Genomic DNA, 18,353 nt, shown 5'->3' with positions numbered 1-18,353 from the left:
ACGCGCCTCGTCGCTCGAGCCGCCGACCTCGTTGCGGAGGTCGCCGCCGACCACCGTCGCGCGGTACACGATCCGCATGGCGTAGAGCGGATCGGTGCCCGAGTGGCGTCGGGCCGCGGGCACGACCATGGTGTCGATGCCGAGCAGTTGGTCGATGGATGCCTCGTAGCCGGTCTCCTCGAAGATCTCGCGCTTCGCCGCGGCGACGGGATGCTCCGCCTCCTCGATGCCACCCCCGGGCAGGGTCCAGCCCGACCGTCCGTGCTCGTTCCAGTGCGAGAGCAGGATCTGCCCGTCGCGGATGATCACGCCATACGCGGCGATGCGGATGTCCATCCCGACACTGTACTCGTGGCCCATCGCAGCCCGTCTGCGTCACCCGCCCCAGAAGATCCCACCGCCGTGGGGCAGCAACGGCACGGCGAGGAACCGGAAGTCCGCGTGGGCGACCCCGAGCGGTTCGGCGACGCTCGAGTCGCCCGGCAGCAGCTCACCGGCTTCCCCTGAGGAGTCCCCCGGCGCCCGCGTCTGCGACCAGACCGCTCGCGCCTGGGCCGGACTCAGCACGAAGCAGGCGGCCCCGGGACCTCGTTCGATGTGATGACCGTCCTGCCCGAGGTAGGGGCTGGTGTCGTCGGCCGCATCGACCGCGAAGCTGAGGACGCGGCCGGCACGGAAGAGCGCCTGCTGCTCGGCAGGCAGGCGACGCCAGATCGATCCCACGTCTCCCAGCACCTCTCCGTGCTGGGAAGTGCCGTCCGCGTCGATCTTGCACACGGCATACCGCTCGGGCAGGACGACATCGGGGATCGGGTCGGACCACGCCGAGGCAGGCACGGTCATGCTCAGGTACAGCTCCAGATCCTGTGGCTCGAGAATCCCACGGCGGATGAGGTCGACGCCGTGGAGGCTGAGGTGGCGTTCGAGGATGGGGCCGACATCGCGATGGGAGAGCACCCGTCCGTCGTCGTACACGAAGATCCAGCCCTGGTGCATCCTGGCCCACACGGCGACGACCTCGGGCGTGGCCGTGGTCGTGCCAGCAGTGGGTATCCCGCCGTGCACGACGACGACCTCTGGCGTGGCCATCGTCGTGCGAGCCGCGGATGTCCCGCCGCGGTCCGCGTCGGGCCCGTCCGCCGGCGGGGCGGCCTGCCCCGCGACGATCCCGATCGCACCTGCTGCCAAGGCGAGCGCCGAGGCTGCGGCGATCCGCGCCAACCGGGCTCGGCCCGGTCGTCTCGGTGGTTCAGCGGTGGTCATCGTCGCCTGCTCCAACCAATGAAGATTCTTCATCAGTAGCACCATCAGATGTGAACCACGACCGAACGGTCTGACGGGGTGCTGCGAGTGAGGCGGCCGGGAATGCCGTGAATACTGTGGAGCCTAGGAGATTCGAACTCCTGACATCCTGCTTGCAAAGCAGGCGCTCTACCAACTGAGCTAAGGCCCCGGAGCGGATGCCGTGACATCCGCGGCTTTGGAATTATCGGAGTGGGGATACGAGGACTTGAACCTCGGACCTCTTCGTTATCAGCGAAGCGCTCTAACCGCCTGAGCTATATCCCCGAATTTCGGCCGAAGGAAAGACTACCTGACGCTGCAGGAATCTCCGAATCGAGCCGAGCCTCGCGTCAGTTGTTGGTGAACCCGACGAGCAGGCCGCCGGTGATCTTGACGCTGAGGTTGTAGAGCACGGCGATGATCGCGCCGAGCGCGGTGGTCACGACGAGATTGAGCAGGGCCGCCACGACCGCGAAGCCCATGACGTTGCCGAGCGAGAGCACCGACGTGAGGTCGCCACTCGAGCCCGCGACATCCTGCACCAGCGAGTTGACCTGCTCGAAGATGCCGGTGGAGCTCAGCACCGTGTGGATGAGGAACGTCACGACGATGCTGATCACCGCGAAGCAGACGGCCACGAGGAACGAGAGCTTCACCGCCGACCAGAAGTCGATGTAGACCAGGCGCAGGCGCACCTGCTTTGCCGGGGGCCGGCGGTTGGACTTGCGGGCCAGCTTCTCGGCGACGCTACTCATAGACGGTTACTCCTCTCCCGCGGGCTCGGCCGCTTCTGACTCTGCGGCCTCCTCCACGAGATTCCGTTCGGAATTCTTCGCGATGGCGATGATCCGGTCGTCGTCCGCGAACTTCGCGAAGACGACGCCCATCGTGTCCCTGCCCTTGGCGGGAACCTCGGCGACGTCAGAGCGTACCACCTTGCCGCTGGCAAGAACCACCAGCACCTCGTCGGCCCGTGAGGCGATGAGCGCGCCGGCGAGATCGCCGCGGTCGTCGCTCAGCTTGGCCACCTTGATGCCGAGTCCGCCGCGCTGCTGCTTGCGGTAGTCCTCGACGCGCGTGCGCTTCGCGAAGCCGCCCTCGGTGACGACGAACACGTAGGTGTCGGATGGGCTGAGCTTCTGGCCGGCGTCGTCGGGGCCGGATTCCGGGGTCTCGACCTCGGTGTCACCGTTCGAATGCGCGACGACGGATGCCTCGAGCAGGCTGTCTCCGTCGCGGAAGCTCATGCCCTTCACGCCCGACGTCGAACGGCCCATGGGCCGCAGCGCCTCGTCGGTCGCCTCGAAGCGCAGCGACATGCCCTTCTTCGACACGAGCAGGATCTCGTCGTCCTCGTCGGCGAGCATCGCCGAGACGAGCTCGTCGCCCTCGCGGAGGTTGATCGCGATGACCCCGCGCGAGCGGTTGGTGTCGTAGGCGGTGAGCTCGGTCTTCTTCACGAGGCCGTCGTGCGTGGCGAGCACCAGGTACTTCGCCACCTCGTAGTCGCGGATGTCGAGGATCTCGGCGATCTGCTCGTCGGGCTGCATCTCGAGCAGGTTGGCGACGTGCTGGCCCTTCGCGTCGCGTCCGCCCTCGGCGATCTCGTACGCCTTCGCCCGGTACACGCGGCCCATGTTCGTGAAGAAGAGGAGCCAGTGATGCGTGGTGGTCACGAAGAAGTGCTCGACCACGTCGTCGGCGCGGAGCTGCGCGCCCTTGACGCCCTTGCCGCCGCGGTGCTGCGAGCGGTAGTTGTCGCTGCGGGTGCGCTTGACGTACCCGCCGCGCGTGACGGTGACGACCATCTCCTCTTCGGGGATGAGGTCCTCGACCGACATGTCGCCGTCGTAGCCCGGCAGGATGTGCGTGCGTCGGTCGTCGCCGAACTTCGCGACGATCTCGGCGAGCTCGTCGGAGACGATCGTGCGCTGGCGGGCCGGCGAGGCGATGATCTCGCGGTAGTCCGCGATCTCGGCCTCGAGCTTCTCGGCCTCCTCGATGATCTTCTGGCGCTCGAGGGCCGCGAGGCGGCGCAGCTGCAGCTCGAGGATCGCGCGCGCCTGGAGCTCGTCGATGTCGAGCAGGTCGATGAGGCCGTCGCGGGCCTCCTCGACCGTGGGCGAGCGGCGGATGAGCGCGATGACCTCGTCGAGCGCGTCGAGCGCCTTGAGGTAGCCGCGCAGGATGTGCATGCGCGCCTCGGCCTCGCGGAGGAGGAACTGGGTGCGCCGCACGATGACGTCGATCTGGTGGTCGACCCAGTGCGCGATGAAGCCGTCGATCGAGAGCGTGCGGGGCACGCCGTCGACGATCGCCAGCATGTTCGCGCCGAAGTTGTCCTGCAGCTGGGTGTGCTTGTACAGGTTGTTCAGCACGACCTTCGCCACCGCGTCGCGCTTCAGCACGATGACGAGGCGCTGGCCGGTGCGGCCCGAGGTCTCGTCACGGATGTCGGCGATGCCGCCGATCTTGCCGTCCTTCACGAGGTCGGCGATCTTGATCGCGAGGTTGTCGGGGTTCACCTGGTACGGCAGCTCGGTGACGACGAGGCAGGTGCGACCCTGCAGCTCCTCGACCGAGACGACGGCACGCATCGTGATCGACCCGCGGCCGGTGCGGTAGGCGTCGGTGATGCCCTTGACGCCGAGGATCTGGGCGCCGGTCGGGAAGTCGGGGCCCTTGATGCGCTGCATGAGCGCTTCCTGCAGCTCCTCGCGGGAGGCCTCGGGGTGCTCCAGGTACCACTGGGCGCCGGATGCCACCTCACGGAGAKTGTGCGGCGGGATGTTCGTCGCCATGCCGACGGCGATGCCGACGGACCCGTTGACGAGGAGGTTGGGGAACCGCGAGGGCAGGATCGACGGCTCCTGCGTGTGGCCGTCGTAGTTGTCCTGGAAGTCGACGGTGTCCTTCTCGATGTCGCGCACCATCTCGAGCGCGAGCGGGGCCATCTTCGTCTCGGTGTACCGGGGGGCGGCCGCACCGTCGTTGCCCGGCGAGCCGAAGTTGCCCTGTCCGAGCGCGAGCGGGTAGCGCAGGCTCCAGGGCTGCACGAGGCGCACGAGGGCGTCGTAGATCGCGGTGTCACCGTGCGGGTGGAACTGCCCCATCACGTCGCCGACCACGCGGGCGCACTTCGAGAACGACTTGTCGGGGCGGTATCCGCCGTCGTACATCGCGTAGATCACGCGGCGGTGCACAGGCTTCAGGCCGTCGCGCACGTCGGGCAGCGCGCGCCCGACGATCACGCTCATCGCGTAGTCGAGGTACGACCGCTGCATCTCGAGCTGCAGGTCGACCTGGTCGATCCGGCCGTGGATGCCGGGGCCCTCGTCGTTCGCGTCGGTGCCGGGGTTCACGGTGTCAGATGTCAAGGAAGCGCACGTCCTTCGCGTTCTTCTGGATGAAGTTGCGGCGGCTCTCGACGTCCTCGCCCATCAGGGTCGAGAAGATCTCGTCGGCGGCGGCCGCGTCGTCCATGGTCACCTGGAGCAGGGTGCGGGTCTCGGGATTCATCGTGGTCTCCCAGAGCTCCTGGTGGTTCATCTCGCCGAGACCCTTGTAGCGCTGGATCCCGTTGTCCTTGGGGATGCGCCAGCCCTTCGCCGTGCCGTCGGCGAGCAGCGCGTCGCGCTCCTTGTCGGAGTACACGAACTGGTGCTCGGCGTTGGTCCACTTGAGGCGGTACAGCGGCGGCTGCGCGAGGTACACGTAGCCGAGCTCGATGAGCGGGCGCATGTAACGGAACACCAGCGTGAGCAGCAGCGTCGTGATGTGCTGGCCGTCGACGTCGGCGTCGGCCATGAGCACGATTTTGTGGTACCTGGCCTTCTCGGGGTTGAAGTCCTCGCCGATGCCGGCGCCGAACGCCGTGATCATGGCCTGCACCTCGTTGTTCGCGAGGGCCCGGTCGAGGCGGGCCTTCTCGACGTTGAGGATCTTGCCGCGCAGCGGCAGGATCGCCTGCGTCTCGGGGTTGCGGCCCTGCACGGCCGAGCCGCCGGCCGAGTCGCCCTCGACGATGAAGATCTCGGAGACCGAGGGGTCCTTCGACGAGCAGTCCTTCAGCTTGCCGGGCATGCCGCCCGACTCGAGCAGGCCCTTCCGGCGCGTGGCCTCGCGGGCCTTGCGCGCCGCGAGGCGCGCGGTCGCCGCCTGGATCGCCTTGCGGATGATGTCGCGGGCCGGGCCGGGGTTGCGCTCGAACCAGTCGGTGAGCTGGTCGCCCGTGACCTTCTGCACGAACGACTTCGCCTCGGTGTTGCCGAGCTTCGTCTTGGTCTGGCCCTCGAACTGCGGCTCGGAGAGCTTCACCGAGATGACCGCGGTGAGGCCTTCGCGCACGTCGTCGCCGGAGAGGTTGTCGTCCTTCTCCTTGAGGATGCCCTTCTCGCGCGCGTAGCGGTTGATGAGGGTGGTGAGCGCCGCCCGGAACCCCTCCTCGTGCGTGCCGCCCTCGTGCGTGTTGATCGTGTTCGCGTAGGTGTGGACCGACTCGGTGTAGGCCGTCGTCCACTGCATCGCGACCTCGAGGGCGATCTTGCGCTCCGTGTCCTCGGTCTCGAAGGAGATGATCTCCTCGTTCACGAGGTCGGACTTCTTCGAGCGGTTCAGGTACTCGACGTAGTCGACCAGTCCGCGCTCGTACAGGAAGGTGTCGGTGCGCGGGGCCGCGGCCTCACCCTCGGTCTCTGCGGTGTCGTCTGGATCGATGTCGACGTGGCCGACGCGCTCGTCGGTCAGGGTGATGCGCAGGCCCTTGTTGAGGAACGCCATCTGCTGGAACCGTGCTCGGAGCGTCTCGTAGTCGAACTCGACGGTCTCGAAGATGTCGGGGCTCGGCCAGAACGTCGTCATGGTGCCGGTCTCGTCGCTCGGCTCGTCCTTCGAGAGCGGGGCGTCGGGCACGCCGACGGTGAACGACTGGCGCCACACGTGGCCCTGGCGGCGCACCGCCACGTCGAACTTGGACGAGAGCGCGTTGACGACGGATGCCCCGACGCCGTGGAGCCCACCCGAGACCGCGTATCCGCCGCCGCCGAACTTGCCGCCGGCGTGAAGCACGGTGTGCACGACCTCGACCGTGGAACGACCCTCGGTCTTGTGGACGTCGACCGGGATGCCGCGGCCGTCGTCGATGACCCGAACGCCGCCGTCGGCCAGGATCGTGACGTCGATGGTCGTGGCGTGGCCCGCAAGCGCTTCGTCGACCGAGTTGTCGACGATCTCGGAGACGAGATGGTGCAGGCCTCGGGGACCCGTCGAGCCGATGTACATACCCGGCCGCTTGCGAACCGCTTCGAGGCCCTCGAGTACCTGGATCTCATCAGCACCGTATGCCGGCGACTGTTGGGCCTTCGTGGGTTCGGCTGTCATGTGTGAATCGGGCTCCTGACCGTCATTCTGGCGACCCTTCATCCTATCAAACGGAGGGTGCTCACCGACCCGGAAGCGCCGATCTGAGGCGATCGAACAGGCGAAGTGACCGAATTTGCCGTGTCAGCCGTAGGTATCGCGCGGACCACGCCCTGGAACCGATCTGGGACCCCTTTTCCAGGTGGGGGCATCCGGCCCTTGGAAGCGGATCATCTCGACCCCCGCGCCGGGGTACCTGTCGAGGATGCGCGTGAGCAGGTCGGTGCGCATCAGCCGCAGCTGCGTGGCCCAGGCGGTGGACTCGCACCGCACCTGCAGCACCCCGCCCTCGATGGCGATCGCGTCGGAGTGCTTCGCGATCTCGTCGCCCGCGACCTCTGCCCACGAGGCGAGCACCTCATGCTGGGAGAGCGGTGCCGACCATCCGAGCTGCGTCGTGAGTCCGTCGATCGCCGCCGCGAGCGGTTTCGGGTCGCGGCCGGGGGTGAACGGCTCACTGCCGGATACCTCGCGGGTGCGGGCTCTGGCCCGGCCGGGTCGCGGCCGGGCGTCGCCGAAGATCTCGCGGAAGTGCTGGTAGACCCGGGCGGCCTCGGACCTGGAGGCGTCAGACATCGGTCGTCGCCTCGGACTCGACGATGCCGGCGGACTCGACGATGCGGCCGGACTCGATGTGCACGATGCGCGCCGTGAGCGGCTCGGGCACATCCTCGAGCACCGCGGCGGTGACCAGCACCTGCTCGAAGCCGACGATCGCCTCGGCCAGTCGCTGCCGGCGCAACCGGTCGAGCTCGGCGAAGACGTCGTCGAGCACGAGCACGGGATCGCCGGTGGACGAGTCCCGGCGCAGGAGCTCGGCGGACGCGAGGCGCAGGGCGAGCGCGAACGACCACGATTCACCGTGACTCGCGTATCCCTTGGCCGGCAGTCCGTTGAGCAGCAGCAGCACGTCGTCGCGGTGCGGACCCGCGAGGGTGATACCGCGCTCGAGCTCCTTCGGGCGCAACACCTGCAATGCCGACGTGAACCGGGAGCGGGTGTCGGATGCCGCGGGCGCGTCGGCGTCGGGTGCCGACGCCGACCCCGATGCCGAGACGGATGCCGCAGGGGCGTCGTCGTCGGGATCGGCACCGTCGATCGACAGCGACGGTTGCAACGACGGCGCGTGGTCGGCGTCGACGATCGAGTGGTAGGCGGCGGCGAGCGGCCCGGCCAGCTCGTCGATGAGCGTGAGGCGCTGGTCGATCAGCTCCGAGCCGAGGTCGACGAGCCGTTCGTCCCAGATGTCGAGGGTGGGCAGCCGCTCGGCCGAGAGGCCTCGGGCTCGGGCGCTCTTCAGGAGCGAGTTGCGCTGCTTGAGCACTCGCTCGTAGTCGGCCATGACGCCCGAGAGCCGTGGTGTGCGCTGCACGAGCAGCTCGTCGAGCATGCGGCGGCGAACCGAGGGCTCGCCTCGGACGATCGCGAGGTCCTCAGGCGCGAACAGCACGCTGTGCGTGTAGCGCGGGAGCTCGCGCGTCTTCACGGGAGAACGGTTGAGCTGGGCGCGATTGGCGCCCTGCCGGTTGAGCTGCAATTCGACGAGCAGCTCTCGCTCGCCGTGGGCGAGCAGCGCCCGCACGATCGCGGCATCCGCCCCCGCCCGGATCAGCGGCTGGTCGCTCGACACTCGGTGCGAGCCGAGCGTCGAGAGGTAGCCGATCGATTCGACCAGGTTGGTCTTGCCCTGGCCGTTGCGGCCCACGAGCACCGTGGCACCCGGCCCGAGCTCGAGCTCGGCGCGCTCGTAGTTGCGGTAGTCGGTGAGGGAGAGGCGGGCGACATGCACGCGGGGCTCCCTTCGAATCCGAACGAACCAAYGCTACCCCGCGCCACCGACGGCGAGGCGGGGTCGCCTCGTGGCGCCGCGACCGGACTCAGCGCAGCAGCAGGTTCGGCTGCAGCAGGTAGCGGTAGGTGTCGGCGCCGGCCTGCTCGCGCGAGGTCTGGCTGGTGATGAGCACGGGGCCGGGCTTGTTGGGGTTCTCGGTCTTGGTGAACGAGATGCGAACGAACTCGGAGTGCACGGCGCCGAGGCCGTCGAGGAGGAACTGCGGCTTCAGCGACACCACGGTGTCGTCGCCGGTGAGGATCGCGTCGATGGTCTCGGACGCCTGGGCCTGCTCGCTGCCGATCGCCTCGAGTGTGAGTCCGTCGGCCGAGAAGCTGTAGCGGAGGGCGGCCTCGCGCTCGAGGACGAGGGCGACACGACGGGTCGCCTCGATGAGGTCGGCGGTGTTCATCACCGCGTAGTTGTCGACCGTCTCGGGGAAGAGGCGGCGCACGGGTGGGAAGTTGCCCTTGATGAGCAGTGAGGTGACCGTCTTCTTCTCGGCGCTGAACGCGATGAGCTCGCGGTCGTCGCGGCTCGTGATGGCGACCGAGATCGTGCCGGAGTGCCCGAAGGTCTTGCCGACCTCCTGGAGGGTGCGGGCGGGAACGAGCGCGGTGACGGTGTCCTCGCCGCCGCCGACGTTGCCGCCGTCCCAGTCGATCTCGCGGACGGCGACGCGGTAGCGGTCGGTGGCGACCAGGCTGAGGTTGTTCTCACGGACCTCGAGCTGCACGCCGGTGATGACGGGGGTGACGTCGTCGCGGGATGCGGCGACCGCGACCTGCGCGACGGCCGAGGCGAACTCCTCGGCGGGCACGACGCCGGACTCGGCGCCGATCTCGGGAATCGACGGGTATTCCTCGACGGGCATCGAGAGGAGGGTGAAGCTCGCCGAGCCGCAGCTCACCTGGATGCGCGACTCCTCGGTCGCCACGCGCACCGGCGCATTGGGAAGGCGACCCGCGATCTCGGCGAGCAGCCGGCCGGAGACGAGCACGGTGCCGGGCTCCTCGACATCGGCCTGGATCTCGGTCTGCGACGAGACCTCGTAATCGAAGGAGGAGAGGACCAGTCCGTCGGCGTTCGCCCGGATGAGGACGCCGGAGAGGATCGGGAGCGTGGTGCGCTGGGGCAGGAGTTTGACGGCGAAGGAGACGGCCTCACTGAAGACGTCGCGATTGACCTGGAACTTCACGGTTCTCCCGTCGTGGATGTCGCTGGGTGGCTCCCATGCTAGCGGGCCTGCTTCGCGCGGCGCGGGGACATTCCGCCGCGCAGAGCGCCGAGCGCTCCCCGATCTCGATGTTGTCGGGATCCCCCGGTTAACCAGTTCTCTCTTAACGGTGTTAACCGCTGTGGAAACTGTGGATGGTGTTCAGTGATCCGCGGAACGACGCCCGAGTCGACCCATTCCATCTGTGCACAGCGTGTGGGTTTGGAGGCCGATGCCGTTGGCCGGCCATCCGGCGATCCGGCGGTTGTGCACAGGCTCACCGCCCGTCTCAACAGGCGTGGCGGGGTTGCTCGTTAACAATCCACAACTTTTCCACAGCTGTGGGAATCGTCGCCGAACGGTCGCCACAGGGCGCTGAGGGGGCGTCTGAGCGCCCCGATCGAGCCGAGCGGATGCCGCGGCGGCGGCTCGCGGCATCCGGAATCGACGTCGGGATCAGCGGTAGCGGCTGACCTGCTTGATGCGCGCGGTGAGCTCGGTGACCTGGTTGTAGATCGACCGGCGCTCCTTCATGAGCTCGGAGATCTTCTTGTTCGCGTACATCACGGTCGTGTGATCGCGGTTGCCGAACAGCTGCCCGATCTTGGGGAGCGAGAGGCTCGTCAGCTCACGGCACAGGTACATCGCGATCTGGCGGGCGGTGGCGACGGCCTGCGAGCGGCTCGAGCCGTAGAGGTCGTCGACGGTGAGCTTGAAGTAGTCCGCCGTCGCGGTGATGATGTCGACCGGAGCCACGACGTTGTCCGTGTCATCCGTGATCAGGTCCTTCAGCACCGTCTGCACCAGGGGCATGTCGACCGGAGTACGGTTCAGGCTCGCGAACGCGGTGACGCGGATGAGCGTGCCCTCGAGCTCGCGGATGTTGCTCGAGACCTTGGACGCCATGTACTCGAGGATCTCGTCGGGCACCTGGAGCCGCTCGGACTGCGCCTTCTTGCGCAGGATCGCGATGCGGGTCTCGAGGTCGGGCGCCTGCACGTCGGTGATGAGGCCCCACTCGAACCGGCTGCGCATGCGGTCCTCGAAGCCGGTGAGGTGCTTCGGCGGCACGTCGCTCGTGATCACGACCTGCTTGTTGTGGTCGTGCAGGGTGTTGAAGGTGTGGAAGAACGCCTCCTGCGTCTCGGCCTTGCCCTGCAGGAACTGGATGTCGTCGATCAGCAGGATGTCGATGTTGCGGTACCGCTGCTGGAACAGCGAACCGCGGTTGTTCGCGATCGAGTTGATGAAGTCGTTCGTGAACTCCTCGGAACTGACGTACCGAACGCGGATGCCGGGATACAGGCTCATCGCGTAGTGGCCGATGGCGTGCAGGAGGTGGGTTTTGCCGAGCCCGGAGTCGCCGTAGATGAAGAGCGGGTTGTAGGCCTTCGCCGGCGCCTCGGCCACGGCGACGGCCGCGGCGTGCGCGAACCGGTTCGACTGCCCGATCACGAAGCTGTCGAACGAGTACTTCGGGTTCAGGCGCGAATCACGTGGCCGATCGGGGCTCGTGTTCTCGAACACCGACTGCGGAGAGGCGTGCAGCTCCACCGGGTTCGGGTAGTCGTCGAGGGCCGGCGACTGCGGCTCGGGAGCGCGCGCCTCTTCGAGCTCGGGGTTCACGACCACGTAGAACGACGTGACCGAGGACGGCGAGTCGATCGCGCTCATCGCCGTGAGGAGCGACACCCGCATGCGCTGGTTGAGCATGCTCGCCGTGAAGTCGTTTGGAACCTCGAGGTAGAAGGTGCCGGCCGCGATGCCCTTCGGCTCGACGAGGTTCAGGAAGCCCTGCAGCATCGGGGTGATCGCATCGTCATGGGAGAGGCGGTCGAGGACGGTGGCCCATGTGTCCGAGATGGGCTGCTCTGTCATCGTTCCCCGCATTCGTTCGGTGCCGTTGTGTGTGCCGCTGATCGATCCCCCGATCGACGATGCAAGCGGCGCGAGGCGAAGTGTTCACAGCGTTATCCACCGCCTGTGGGCAGAATTGCGACGACGCCCGGGATTCCGCGTGCGAGGCTGGGGATAACTGGTCTCAAACGGTAGCGAATGTCGCCCCCGGGGACAAATGCCCGTGCAGGGATTCGACCGCCCTGGCGTGTCGTTCCACAGGCTTTCCCGAGGAACGCGGGATACTGTGTCGTTTGCACTCCGGCGTGATCGAGTCGTGCCCGGTTTGACCACGGCCCTTCGAGGCCGTAGTTTTAATAGGTTGACCCCAGCCCTTTGGGCACCCAGTTTTCCCGCCGCACCATCGCATCATCAGCACGGCGCGGAGATCCGACAGTCGGAGAAGAAGAATGAGCAAGCGTACGTTCCAGCCGAACAACCGTCGTCGCGCCAAGAAGCACGGCTTCCGCCTTCGCATGCGCACCCGCGCAGGCCGTGCCATCCTGTCGGCACGCCGCGCCAAGGGTCGCACCGAACTCTCCGCGTAGCCGCTGCGGTGCTCGCCAAAGCCAATCGCATCACGAGCGCCGACGACTATCGAGTCATCGTGCGCCGCGGTGCGAAGGTCGCCGGTGCCCACACCGTGACCTATGTGCGCTCACGGGAGTCGGGCACCGACGCACGCTTCGGCTTCATCGTCTCGAAGAAGGTCGGCAACGCGGTTCGCCGCAATCTCGTGCGCCGTCGACTCAAGGCCGTCTGTCATGACGCCCTGGTCGGCGGCGTTCGCGGTGTCGACGTCGTGGTTCGCGCACTGCCCGGTGCCGCGGATGCCGAGTTCGGCACCCTCCGCAGCGAGGTGCTCGACGCGTTGGCCCGCCGTGCTCGACCGTCGGTCTCCGATCATGCCCCGCTCATCGACTCCCGGGTGGGCTGACATGCGCGACCTCGCCCTCTTCGTGGTGCTCCTCCCCCGCAACCTGGGCGTGCTGCTGCTCCGCGCATATCGCGCTGCAATCTCACCGCTCTACGGCGACGTCTGCCGCTACTACCCGTCCTGCTCGGCCTACGGGCTCGGCTCGGTGCAGCAGCGCGGGCTGGTCGTGGGCACCGCGCTGACGGCATGGCGCATCATCCGCTGCAATCCCTGGACGGCCGGCGGCATCGACGACGTCCGGCCGGCGGGTCACGACCGGTACCGCACCACCTCGTTCGGATGGGTGGTGCCGAAGGGCATGTTCCCGAAGGCCGAAGCGGATGCCGCGACCGCGCGTCGCGCCCACGAACTCGCCCATCGGGCTGACGACGGCATCGCCCGCCACTCCACGCTGCGCCCGCTCACCGCCGAGCCGGCGACCATGACCTCGACCCCCGCACTGTCCCGAAAGGACTGACCCCGCACATGCCTGATCTCATCGGCTTGATCCTCTGGCCCATCAAGTGGGTCATCGAGTTGATCCTCGTCGCGTTCCACTCGATGTGGACGTTCTTCGGGCTCGACCCCAATGCGGGCGTCACCTGGGTGCTGTCGATCGTCGGCCTCGTCATCGTGGTGCGTGCCGCGCTGATCCCGATCTTCGTCCGCCAGATCAAGAGCCAGCGCCGCATGCTCGAGGTCGCGCCGCAGCTCAAGAAGATCCAGGACAAGTACAAGGGCAAGAAGGACCAGTTCTCCCGCGAGGCGATGTCGCGCGAGACGATGGAGCTGTACAAGAAGACCGGCACCAACCCGCTCTCCTCCTGCCTGCCGCTCCTGCTGCAGATGCCGGTGTTCTTCGCACTGTTCTCGGTGCTCCAGGACGCGCAGCACGACAAGGCCGGTGTCGGCCTCTTCACGCAGGAGCTCGCCAACTCGTTCGCGAACGCCGAGTTCCTCGGCGCACCGCTGAAGGCCACGTTCATCGAGCAGTGGAACCTCATGACGGCCAGCGAGCCGTTCAGCATCAACGTCATGGTCATCGCGCTCACGATGATCGTGCTCATGACGGCGTCGCAGTTCATCACGCAGTTGCAGATCGTCTCCAAGAACATGTCGCCTGAGACCAAGGCGAGCCCGATGTTCCGTCAGCAGCGCATCCTCCTGTACCTGCTCCCCCTCGTCTTCGCGTTCTCGGGTGTCGCCTTCCCCCTCGGCGTGATGTTCTACTGGCTGATCTCCAACTTCTGGACCATGGGGCAGCAGTTCCTCGTCATCCGGAACATGCCCACGCCCGGCAGTGAAGCGGCTCGCGCCCGCGAGGCTCGCCTCGCCAAGAAGGGCAAGCTCGTCGTCGAGGACAAGCCCGAGACGATCGTCGTCGAAGAGAAGAAGACCACGCAGCGTCAGCAGCCAGTCGGCAAGACGCGTGCGAAGAAGCAGGGTGGAAAGTAGACCATGACCAACGTGCAGCACGAGACGGATGACCGCTCGATCGCCCAGCTCGAAGAAGAAGGCGACATCGCCGCCGACTACATCGAGGAACTCCTCGACATCTGCGACCTCGATGGTGACATCGACATCGACGCACGCAACGGCCGGGCGTATGTCTCGGTGAACGCCGGCGAGGGCGCCAACCTCAACCTGCTCTCGAAGCCCGACACGGTGAGTGCCCTCCAGGAGCTCACCCGGCTCGCGGTGCAGACCAAGACCGGTGCGTTCTCCCGTCTCATCCTCGACATCGGCGGCTCGCGCGACGTGCGTCGCAGCGAGCTCGGCGGCCTCGTCAGCCGCGCGATCGAGCGCATCGAGGCCGGCGCAGCCGAAGCGGCACTGCCGCCCATGTCGTCGTACGAGCGCAAGCTCGTGCACGACCTGGTCAGTGAGCAGGGGTTCCACTCGGAGTCCCGCGGTGAGGGCGCCGAGCGTCACACCATCATCACGCGTGGTGCGTGACGTTTCACGTGAAACGATGACCGACGGACTCGAGCCCGAGCCCGCGGCTGCGGCCGCGATCTTCGGCGAGCACCTCGAAACGGGCCGCCGCTTCACCGAGTCGCTCGCACGTCACGGTGAAGAGCTGGGACTCATCGGGCCGCTGGAGCTGCCGCGGCTCTGGACCCGCCACATCCTCAACAGTGCGCTGGTCGCTCCGCTCGTCCGCCCCGGCCGTGTCGGTGATGTCGGCTCAGGCGCCGGGCTGCCCGGCCTCGTGCTCGCGATCATGCGACCGGATGTCACGTTCACGCTCATCGAGCCGATGGAACGACGTGTGGCATGGTTGCGGCGCCAAGCCGACGAACTCGAGCTCGCCAACGTCGAGGTGGTTCGCGCGCGCGCCGAAGAGGCGAAGCTCAATGGGACCCTCGACCAGGTGACCGCGAGGGCCGTGAGCGCGCTTCGCACCCTGATCCCCGTGACCGCTCCCCTGCTCAAGCCGGGCGGTGAGCTCGTGCTCATGAAGGGCGCGGGAGTCGACGGTGAGATCACGGCGGCCGAGAAGGTCATCCGCAGGTTCGGTGTTCGGAATCCCGAGGTGCTGGTACTCGGCGAGGGCGTGGTGTCGGAAGTCACCCGCGTGTTCCGGGCGACCGTCCGCTAGTCACCGCTCACCCGGCGCGCTCGGGCTCGTTGGGCATGCGTCCCCGACCGGGATGGTGAACTATGGCGTGCGTCGAGGAGTTGAGACGGATCGCGGGTGGTCTCGTTCTCTCGTGGACGTCGATTGCTGCGCAAATCCGCACGCCACGCAACCCGGCACCCGCTGCCACTCGTGATGCTCCTCGCATCGGTTGCCCTGCTTGTCCTGCCGGGAACCACGGATCTCGGGCGGCGCTCCGCTCCCCACACCGGTTTCACGTGAAACGCTCACGCGCCAACTTGGTGGCACTCCGGTTTGTCGGCCGTCACCGCGGGCCGTATTACGCCGCTTCCGGCATTCGATTTGACCAGGGTGCAAGGCAGCGACCGCAGGCCGGCCGAGAACGGGGATGTAGGTGTTCATCGGAGTCCGCCGATCAGTCGAGCTTGGATTCGTCTGGGCGCACCAATTCCAAGTGGCCGTGCTGGTGCAGGGTTCTGAACTACCGCGACGCCGTCTTCGTCTGCCATCGTTCGGCGAGCACCGCCAGAAGCACCTTCTAGGACTGGGCGCTGGTCGCTGGCTGCGACCAGCCGGGTGCCTTCCGCCGACTGAGGGAATTGTCCGTGCGACGCCGCTCGTCGGGGAAGCTGCACGGGCCGCGCCCGGTCGACTGGGTCGTCCACTGAACCGGCTGGAATGGCTCTGCGATCCCGGCGTCGACGGCGTCCACCACCTCGCTCCGAACTCGGCGTTGTAGGTCCCCCGGTATCCGTGAACCGGGGAGAGATCTGTTCGGACCTCACATCACAAGTCCCCGCCGGTATGCAGCCTCAACGTGGGTGGTTGAGGCGTTCCGTCGGGATGGCCGGTGGAATATCGATGGCTTGATCCTGCGTATTGGCCCCCCGACGCGAGAGGCTTCGGACGCAGGCGCTCACCGTTCCACAGCGGACAGGCTCCAGTCTCATGCTTGGTTGTCTGAGCTCCGCCGAGGCACAGGTCGGTTCCCTGGTAGCCGTCGGCCCCGCTCTGAGGGATGCCGCGCCAACCCGCCCACTGTGCCTACCCCGGAGTGAGGGCCACCATTCGTACCAGCGGGCGCCCGAACGTCAGCGGGTGGATCAGGGCGTTCACCTGCTCATGTCGAAAAGGAGCCGTCGTCATGCCAGAGTGCGCGGCCGATACAGGGTGCCGTTTCACGTGAAACGCCGCTCACGCTCGCGGTTCTGGTTCACGCGCGGGCTCCACTCCCCTGCGGGGGCGAGGATGCTCACCACTTGGTGTGCGCGACAGAGTCCTGAGAACCTCCGTCCTCCTGCGCGATCCGTCGGCCCATGGACGCTTTGACGCAGCGAACGAATTGGCCGGGTCCGACTCCTCCCCCGAACCGGCACGCCACCGCCCCCGCGCCCGCGCCGGAGCCGCGCCGTGGCGGACCACCGTGCGCTTCAAAGGCCGTAGTGCATCAGACGGTTCTCGTCTACAACGGCCTCCGCGCGAGCGCAGAATCCCTTCCGCGTAGCGACGGGCGGATGCGCCCCGTTTCACGTGAAACATCCGTATGGAGATGGCCACGCAGCCTCGATTCAGGGCTTTGCGGGTGGACCGGGGGGTCATCGCTTACGGCCTCCGGCAACCCCGATGAGGCCCCTGAGCATGAAAGGGGTCCCGGGGTGGTCCTCCCTCGCGTCAGGCCCGCCCCGAGCGCCCGGACGCGCCTTCGTTGTGACAAGCGCCTTGCCGCGTTTCACGTGAAACATGACCATTGAGGGCGGGTGTGCTGCGGATGGGACGCACCCACGCCCTCCGATCCATGATGGGCCGGGCGGCGCAAGGTTCGACGCCTGGTCCATCGTGGGACCGGTACAGCGGCGTGGACCAGCCGATGCGCACCGCGTGGTCATCCCAGATGAATCGAACCCCATCCGGCCCTCCTCCCGCATGTTGGGTCCGGGCCGAGCCGAATCGCGTCCGTCTGACTTATACGCGCCGGAGTCGGTTCAGTGAAGTGAATAGCGCGCCGCGACGACAGGAAGCAGGGTGGTGGCGGTTAGGCTGGAATCCCAGGTCGTCGACCGCGACCGGGATCCGTGAGCACCGCATACCGCGTGACGTTTGGAGCAGTCAGCATGGCCCAAGGGGGAGGACGCGGATGGTTCCACCGAAAGCGTCACCAGCCCGAGGTCGACTCGCAGAACGGCACCACTCACGCGTCCGCTGGCTCCAGTTCCGCCGCAGCGGCTGAGCCGATCGCGGTGCCGTTCGGCAGTGATCGCGACGACCAGGCGCGATGGAGTCCCGAGGCGCGGGCGACGCCGCCGCTCTCATCCACGCCGCAGTCGCCAGCCGTCTCCACCGCTCCTCTCACGCCTGGCAACTCCGACGAATCGACAGCACACCCAGGGATGCGCGTGTCGCCGACGACGCAGACTCAGCCGGAAACAGGACAGGCCGCATCCCCGCTCACCAACCCGCTGGTCGCGGTGTCGGACGCCGAATCAGCGCGAAGGGTCGACGAACACAGTGGCCAACGTGTGCCCGATGTGGCAGATCAGTCGGTCGCGCGAGTGGAGCCGGCGGGCGCAGTACCGACGACGGAGGAGGCCTCCCCCCAGCCCTCGCGCGGCGATTCCGGGCGGCCCACCGACCTCGTCGGGGTCGATCGGACCGCTCAGGCGGTGCCGAGTATCGACTGGGATGTCGCGACCGCAGCCGCGCTGGCTGATGACCCCGAGGCCACGGCGGCGGCGACTCCTCATGCCGGCAGCACTGCGTCCGCCGACCGCTTGCTCGAAGACCTGATCCGCGAGATCGTCGGCGATGCCGCCGCCGACACCGTGTCATCACTGCARCCCACTCGCGCCGCTTCCGCAGCCGCTGCTTCCGCCGCGGCCGCGTCAACCGCGGCTCCTCCAGCCCTGGCCCCGTCGACACCGGTCCCATCCCCTTCAACCTCCCCGAACTCGGCCGAGTCCACGCTCGTCCGCGATGGATCGCCTACGACCGCGGTCACGAGGCCCCCTGTGGAACCGCGCTCCGACGAGGTTTCCGGCGCAGCGCCGCTCACCGATGGAGGCGTGGCGGCGATCGGACGAAATGACCACGACAACGTGGACGCGTCCTTCGCCCAGGGCGCGGCCGCCCAGGGCGCGACCGCCGCAGTCACGTGGTTGTCCCCCGCGGTCGATTCAAGCGAACCGGATTCGGG

The 18,353-nt window shown here is 67.5% G+C and carries 15 protein-coding genes, 2 tRNA genes and 1 pseudogene; 7 read left to right on the top strand and 11 right to left on the bottom strand.

Annotated elements, in window-relative coordinates; all coding sequences use genetic code 11:
- From AC1DY2_RS03790 to dnaA, 11 genes are all read right to left on the bottom strand, one after another.
- On the bottom strand, window positions 1-336 hold a 336-nt coding region (locus AC1DY2_RS03790), incomplete at its 3' end, for an NUDIX hydrolase (protein WP_476761186.1).
- Window positions 337-375: 39 nt separating this feature from the next.
- Window positions 376-1,089, bottom strand: a complete 714-nt coding sequence (locus AC1DY2_RS03785; RefSeq protein WP_476761185.1) for a hypothetical protein — start codon at window positions 1,087-1,089, stop codon at window positions 376-378.
- 291 nt (window positions 1,090-1,380) lie between these two features.
- Window positions 1,381-1,453, bottom strand: a tRNA-Ala gene (locus AC1DY2_RS03780).
- A 42-nt stretch (window positions 1,454-1,495) separates the two neighbouring features.
- Window positions 1,496-1,569, bottom strand: a tRNA-Ile gene (locus AC1DY2_RS03775).
- Between the two features lie 65 nt (window positions 1,570-1,634).
- Entirely contained in the window at window positions 1,635-2,039 is a 405-nt protein-coding gene (locus AC1DY2_RS03770; RefSeq protein WP_159601224.1) for a DUF3566 domain-containing protein, read from the bottom strand.
- Between the two features lie 6 nt (window positions 2,040-2,045).
- Window positions 2,046-4,568, bottom strand: coding sequence for a DNA gyrase subunit A (gene gyrA, locus AC1DY2_RS03765; RefSeq protein ID WP_476761188.1), 2,523 nt, complete (start codon window positions 4,566-4,568; stop codon window positions 2,046-2,048).
- An 82-nt stretch (window positions 4,569-4,650) separates the two neighbouring features.
- A complete protein-coding gene (gyrB, locus tag AC1DY2_RS03760; protein WP_476761184.1) occupies window positions 4,651-6,663 on the bottom strand; it encodes a DNA topoisomerase (ATP-hydrolyzing) subunit B in 2,013 nt (670 codons plus the stop codon).
- Window positions 6,664-6,786: 123 nt separating this feature from the next.
- The gene (locus AC1DY2_RS03755) at window positions 6,787-7,278 is read right to left on the bottom strand and encodes a DciA family protein (RefSeq protein WP_476761183.1); all 492 of its coding nucleotides are present in this window, start codon (window positions 7,276-7,278) and stop codon (window positions 6,787-6,789) included.
- Window positions 7,271-8,491 (bottom strand): DNA replication/repair protein RecF, encoded by a 1,221-nt coding sequence (recF, locus tag AC1DY2_RS03750; RefSeq protein ID WP_476761182.1) that lies wholly within the window; start codon window positions 8,489-8,491, stop codon window positions 7,271-7,273. Before recF ends, AC1DY2_RS03755 begins: the two co-directional genes overlap by 8 nt.
- 88 nt (window positions 8,492-8,579) lie before the next feature.
- Entirely contained in the window at window positions 8,580-9,731 is a 1,152-nt protein-coding gene (gene dnaN, locus AC1DY2_RS03745) for a DNA polymerase III subunit beta (protein ID WP_476761181.1), read from the bottom strand.
- Window positions 9,732-10,205: 474 nt separating this feature from the next.
- On the bottom strand, window positions 10,206-11,552 hold the full coding sequence (gene dnaA, locus AC1DY2_RS03740) for a chromosomal replication initiator protein DnaA (protein ID WP_476761187.1): 1,347 nt from the start codon (window positions 11,550-11,552) through the stop codon (window positions 10,206-10,208).
- A 503-nt stretch (window positions 11,553-12,055) separates the two neighbouring features.
- Between dnaA and rpmH the strand changes: the two genes are divergently transcribed.
- From rpmH to AC1DY2_RS03705, 7 genes and pseudogenes are all read left to right on the top strand, one after another.
- A complete protein-coding gene (gene rpmH, locus AC1DY2_RS03735) occupies window positions 12,056-12,193 on the top strand; it encodes a 50S ribosomal protein L34 (RefSeq protein WP_022889115.1) in 138 nt (45 codons plus the stop codon).
- 8 nt (window positions 12,194-12,201) lie between these two features.
- Window positions 12,202-12,582 (top strand): ribonuclease P protein component, encoded by a 381-nt coding sequence (gene rnpA / locus AC1DY2_RS03730; RefSeq protein WP_476761180.1) that lies wholly within the window; start codon window positions 12,202-12,204, stop codon window positions 12,580-12,582.
- Between the two features lies 1 nt (window position 12,583).
- Window positions 12,584-12,874 (top strand): annotated as a pseudogene (yidD, locus tag AC1DY2_RS03725) (membrane protein insertion efficiency factor YidD); the annotation flags it as partial.
- 173 nt (window positions 12,875-13,047) lie between these two features.
- On the top strand, window positions 13,048-14,016 hold the full coding sequence (gene yidC, locus AC1DY2_RS03720) for a membrane protein insertase YidC (RefSeq protein ID WP_309975734.1): 969 nt from the start codon (window positions 13,048-13,050) through the stop codon (window positions 14,014-14,016).
- Between the two features lie 3 nt (window positions 14,017-14,019).
- The gene (locus AC1DY2_RS03715) at window positions 14,020-14,517 is read left to right on the top strand and encodes a Jag family protein (RefSeq protein ID WP_476761179.1); all 498 of its coding nucleotides are present in this window, start codon (window positions 14,020-14,022) and stop codon (window positions 14,515-14,517) included.
- A 16-nt stretch (window positions 14,518-14,533) separates the two neighbouring features.
- Window positions 14,534-15,163 carry a 16S rRNA (guanine(527)-N(7))-methyltransferase RsmG gene (gene rsmG / locus AC1DY2_RS03710; RefSeq protein WP_476761178.1) on the top strand — a complete coding sequence of 210 codons (630 nt, stop codon included), beginning with the start codon at window positions 14,534-14,536 and terminating at the stop codon, window positions 15,161-15,163.
- A gap of 2,111 nt (window positions 15,164-17,274) precedes the next feature.
- Window positions 17,275-18,353: hypothetical protein (locus AC1DY2_RS03705; RefSeq protein ID WP_476761177.1), on the top strand; the 1,079-nt coding region annotated here is incomplete at its 3' end.

This window comes from Agromyces sp. P1_H4 (assembly GCF_056405255.1).
This window is presented reverse-complemented; position numbering and strand designations above follow the sequence as displayed.

Bases quoted from the DNA above. Each gene is read 5' to 3' on its own strand.
- AC1DY2_RS03785 (WP_476761185.1), bottom strand. From the start codon at position 1,089: ATGGCCACGCCAGAGGTCGTCGTCGTGCACGGCGGGATACCCACTGCT.
- AC1DY2_RS03770 (WP_159601224.1), bottom strand. From the start codon at position 2,039: ATGAGTAGCGTCGCCGAGAAGCTGGCCCGCAAGTCCAACCGCCGGCCC.
- gyrB (WP_476761184.1), bottom strand. From the start codon at position 6,663: ATGACAGCCGAACCCACGAAGGCCCAACAGTCGCCGGCATACGGTGCT.
- AC1DY2_RS03755 (WP_476761183.1), bottom strand. From the start codon at position 7,278: ATGTCTGACGCCTCCAGGTCCGAGGCCGCCCGGGTCTACCAGCACTTC.
- dnaA (WP_476761187.1), bottom strand. From the start codon at position 11,552: ATGCTGCAGGGCTTCCTGAACCTCGTCGAGCCGAAGGGCATCGCGGCC.
- rpmH (WP_022889115.1), top strand. From the start codon at position 12,056: ATGAGCAAGCGTACGTTCCAGCCGAACAACCGTCGTCGCGCCAAGAAG.
- yidC (WP_309975734.1), top strand. From the start codon at position 13,048: ATGCCTGATCTCATCGGCTTGATCCTCTGGCCCATCAAGTGGGTCATC.
- AC1DY2_RS03715 (WP_476761179.1), top strand. From the start codon at position 14,020: ATGACCAACGTGCAGCACGAGACGGATGACCGCTCGATCGCCCAGCTC.
- rsmG (WP_476761178.1), top strand. From the start codon at position 14,534: ATGACCGACGGACTCGAGCCCGAGCCCGCGGCTGCGGCCGCGATCTTC.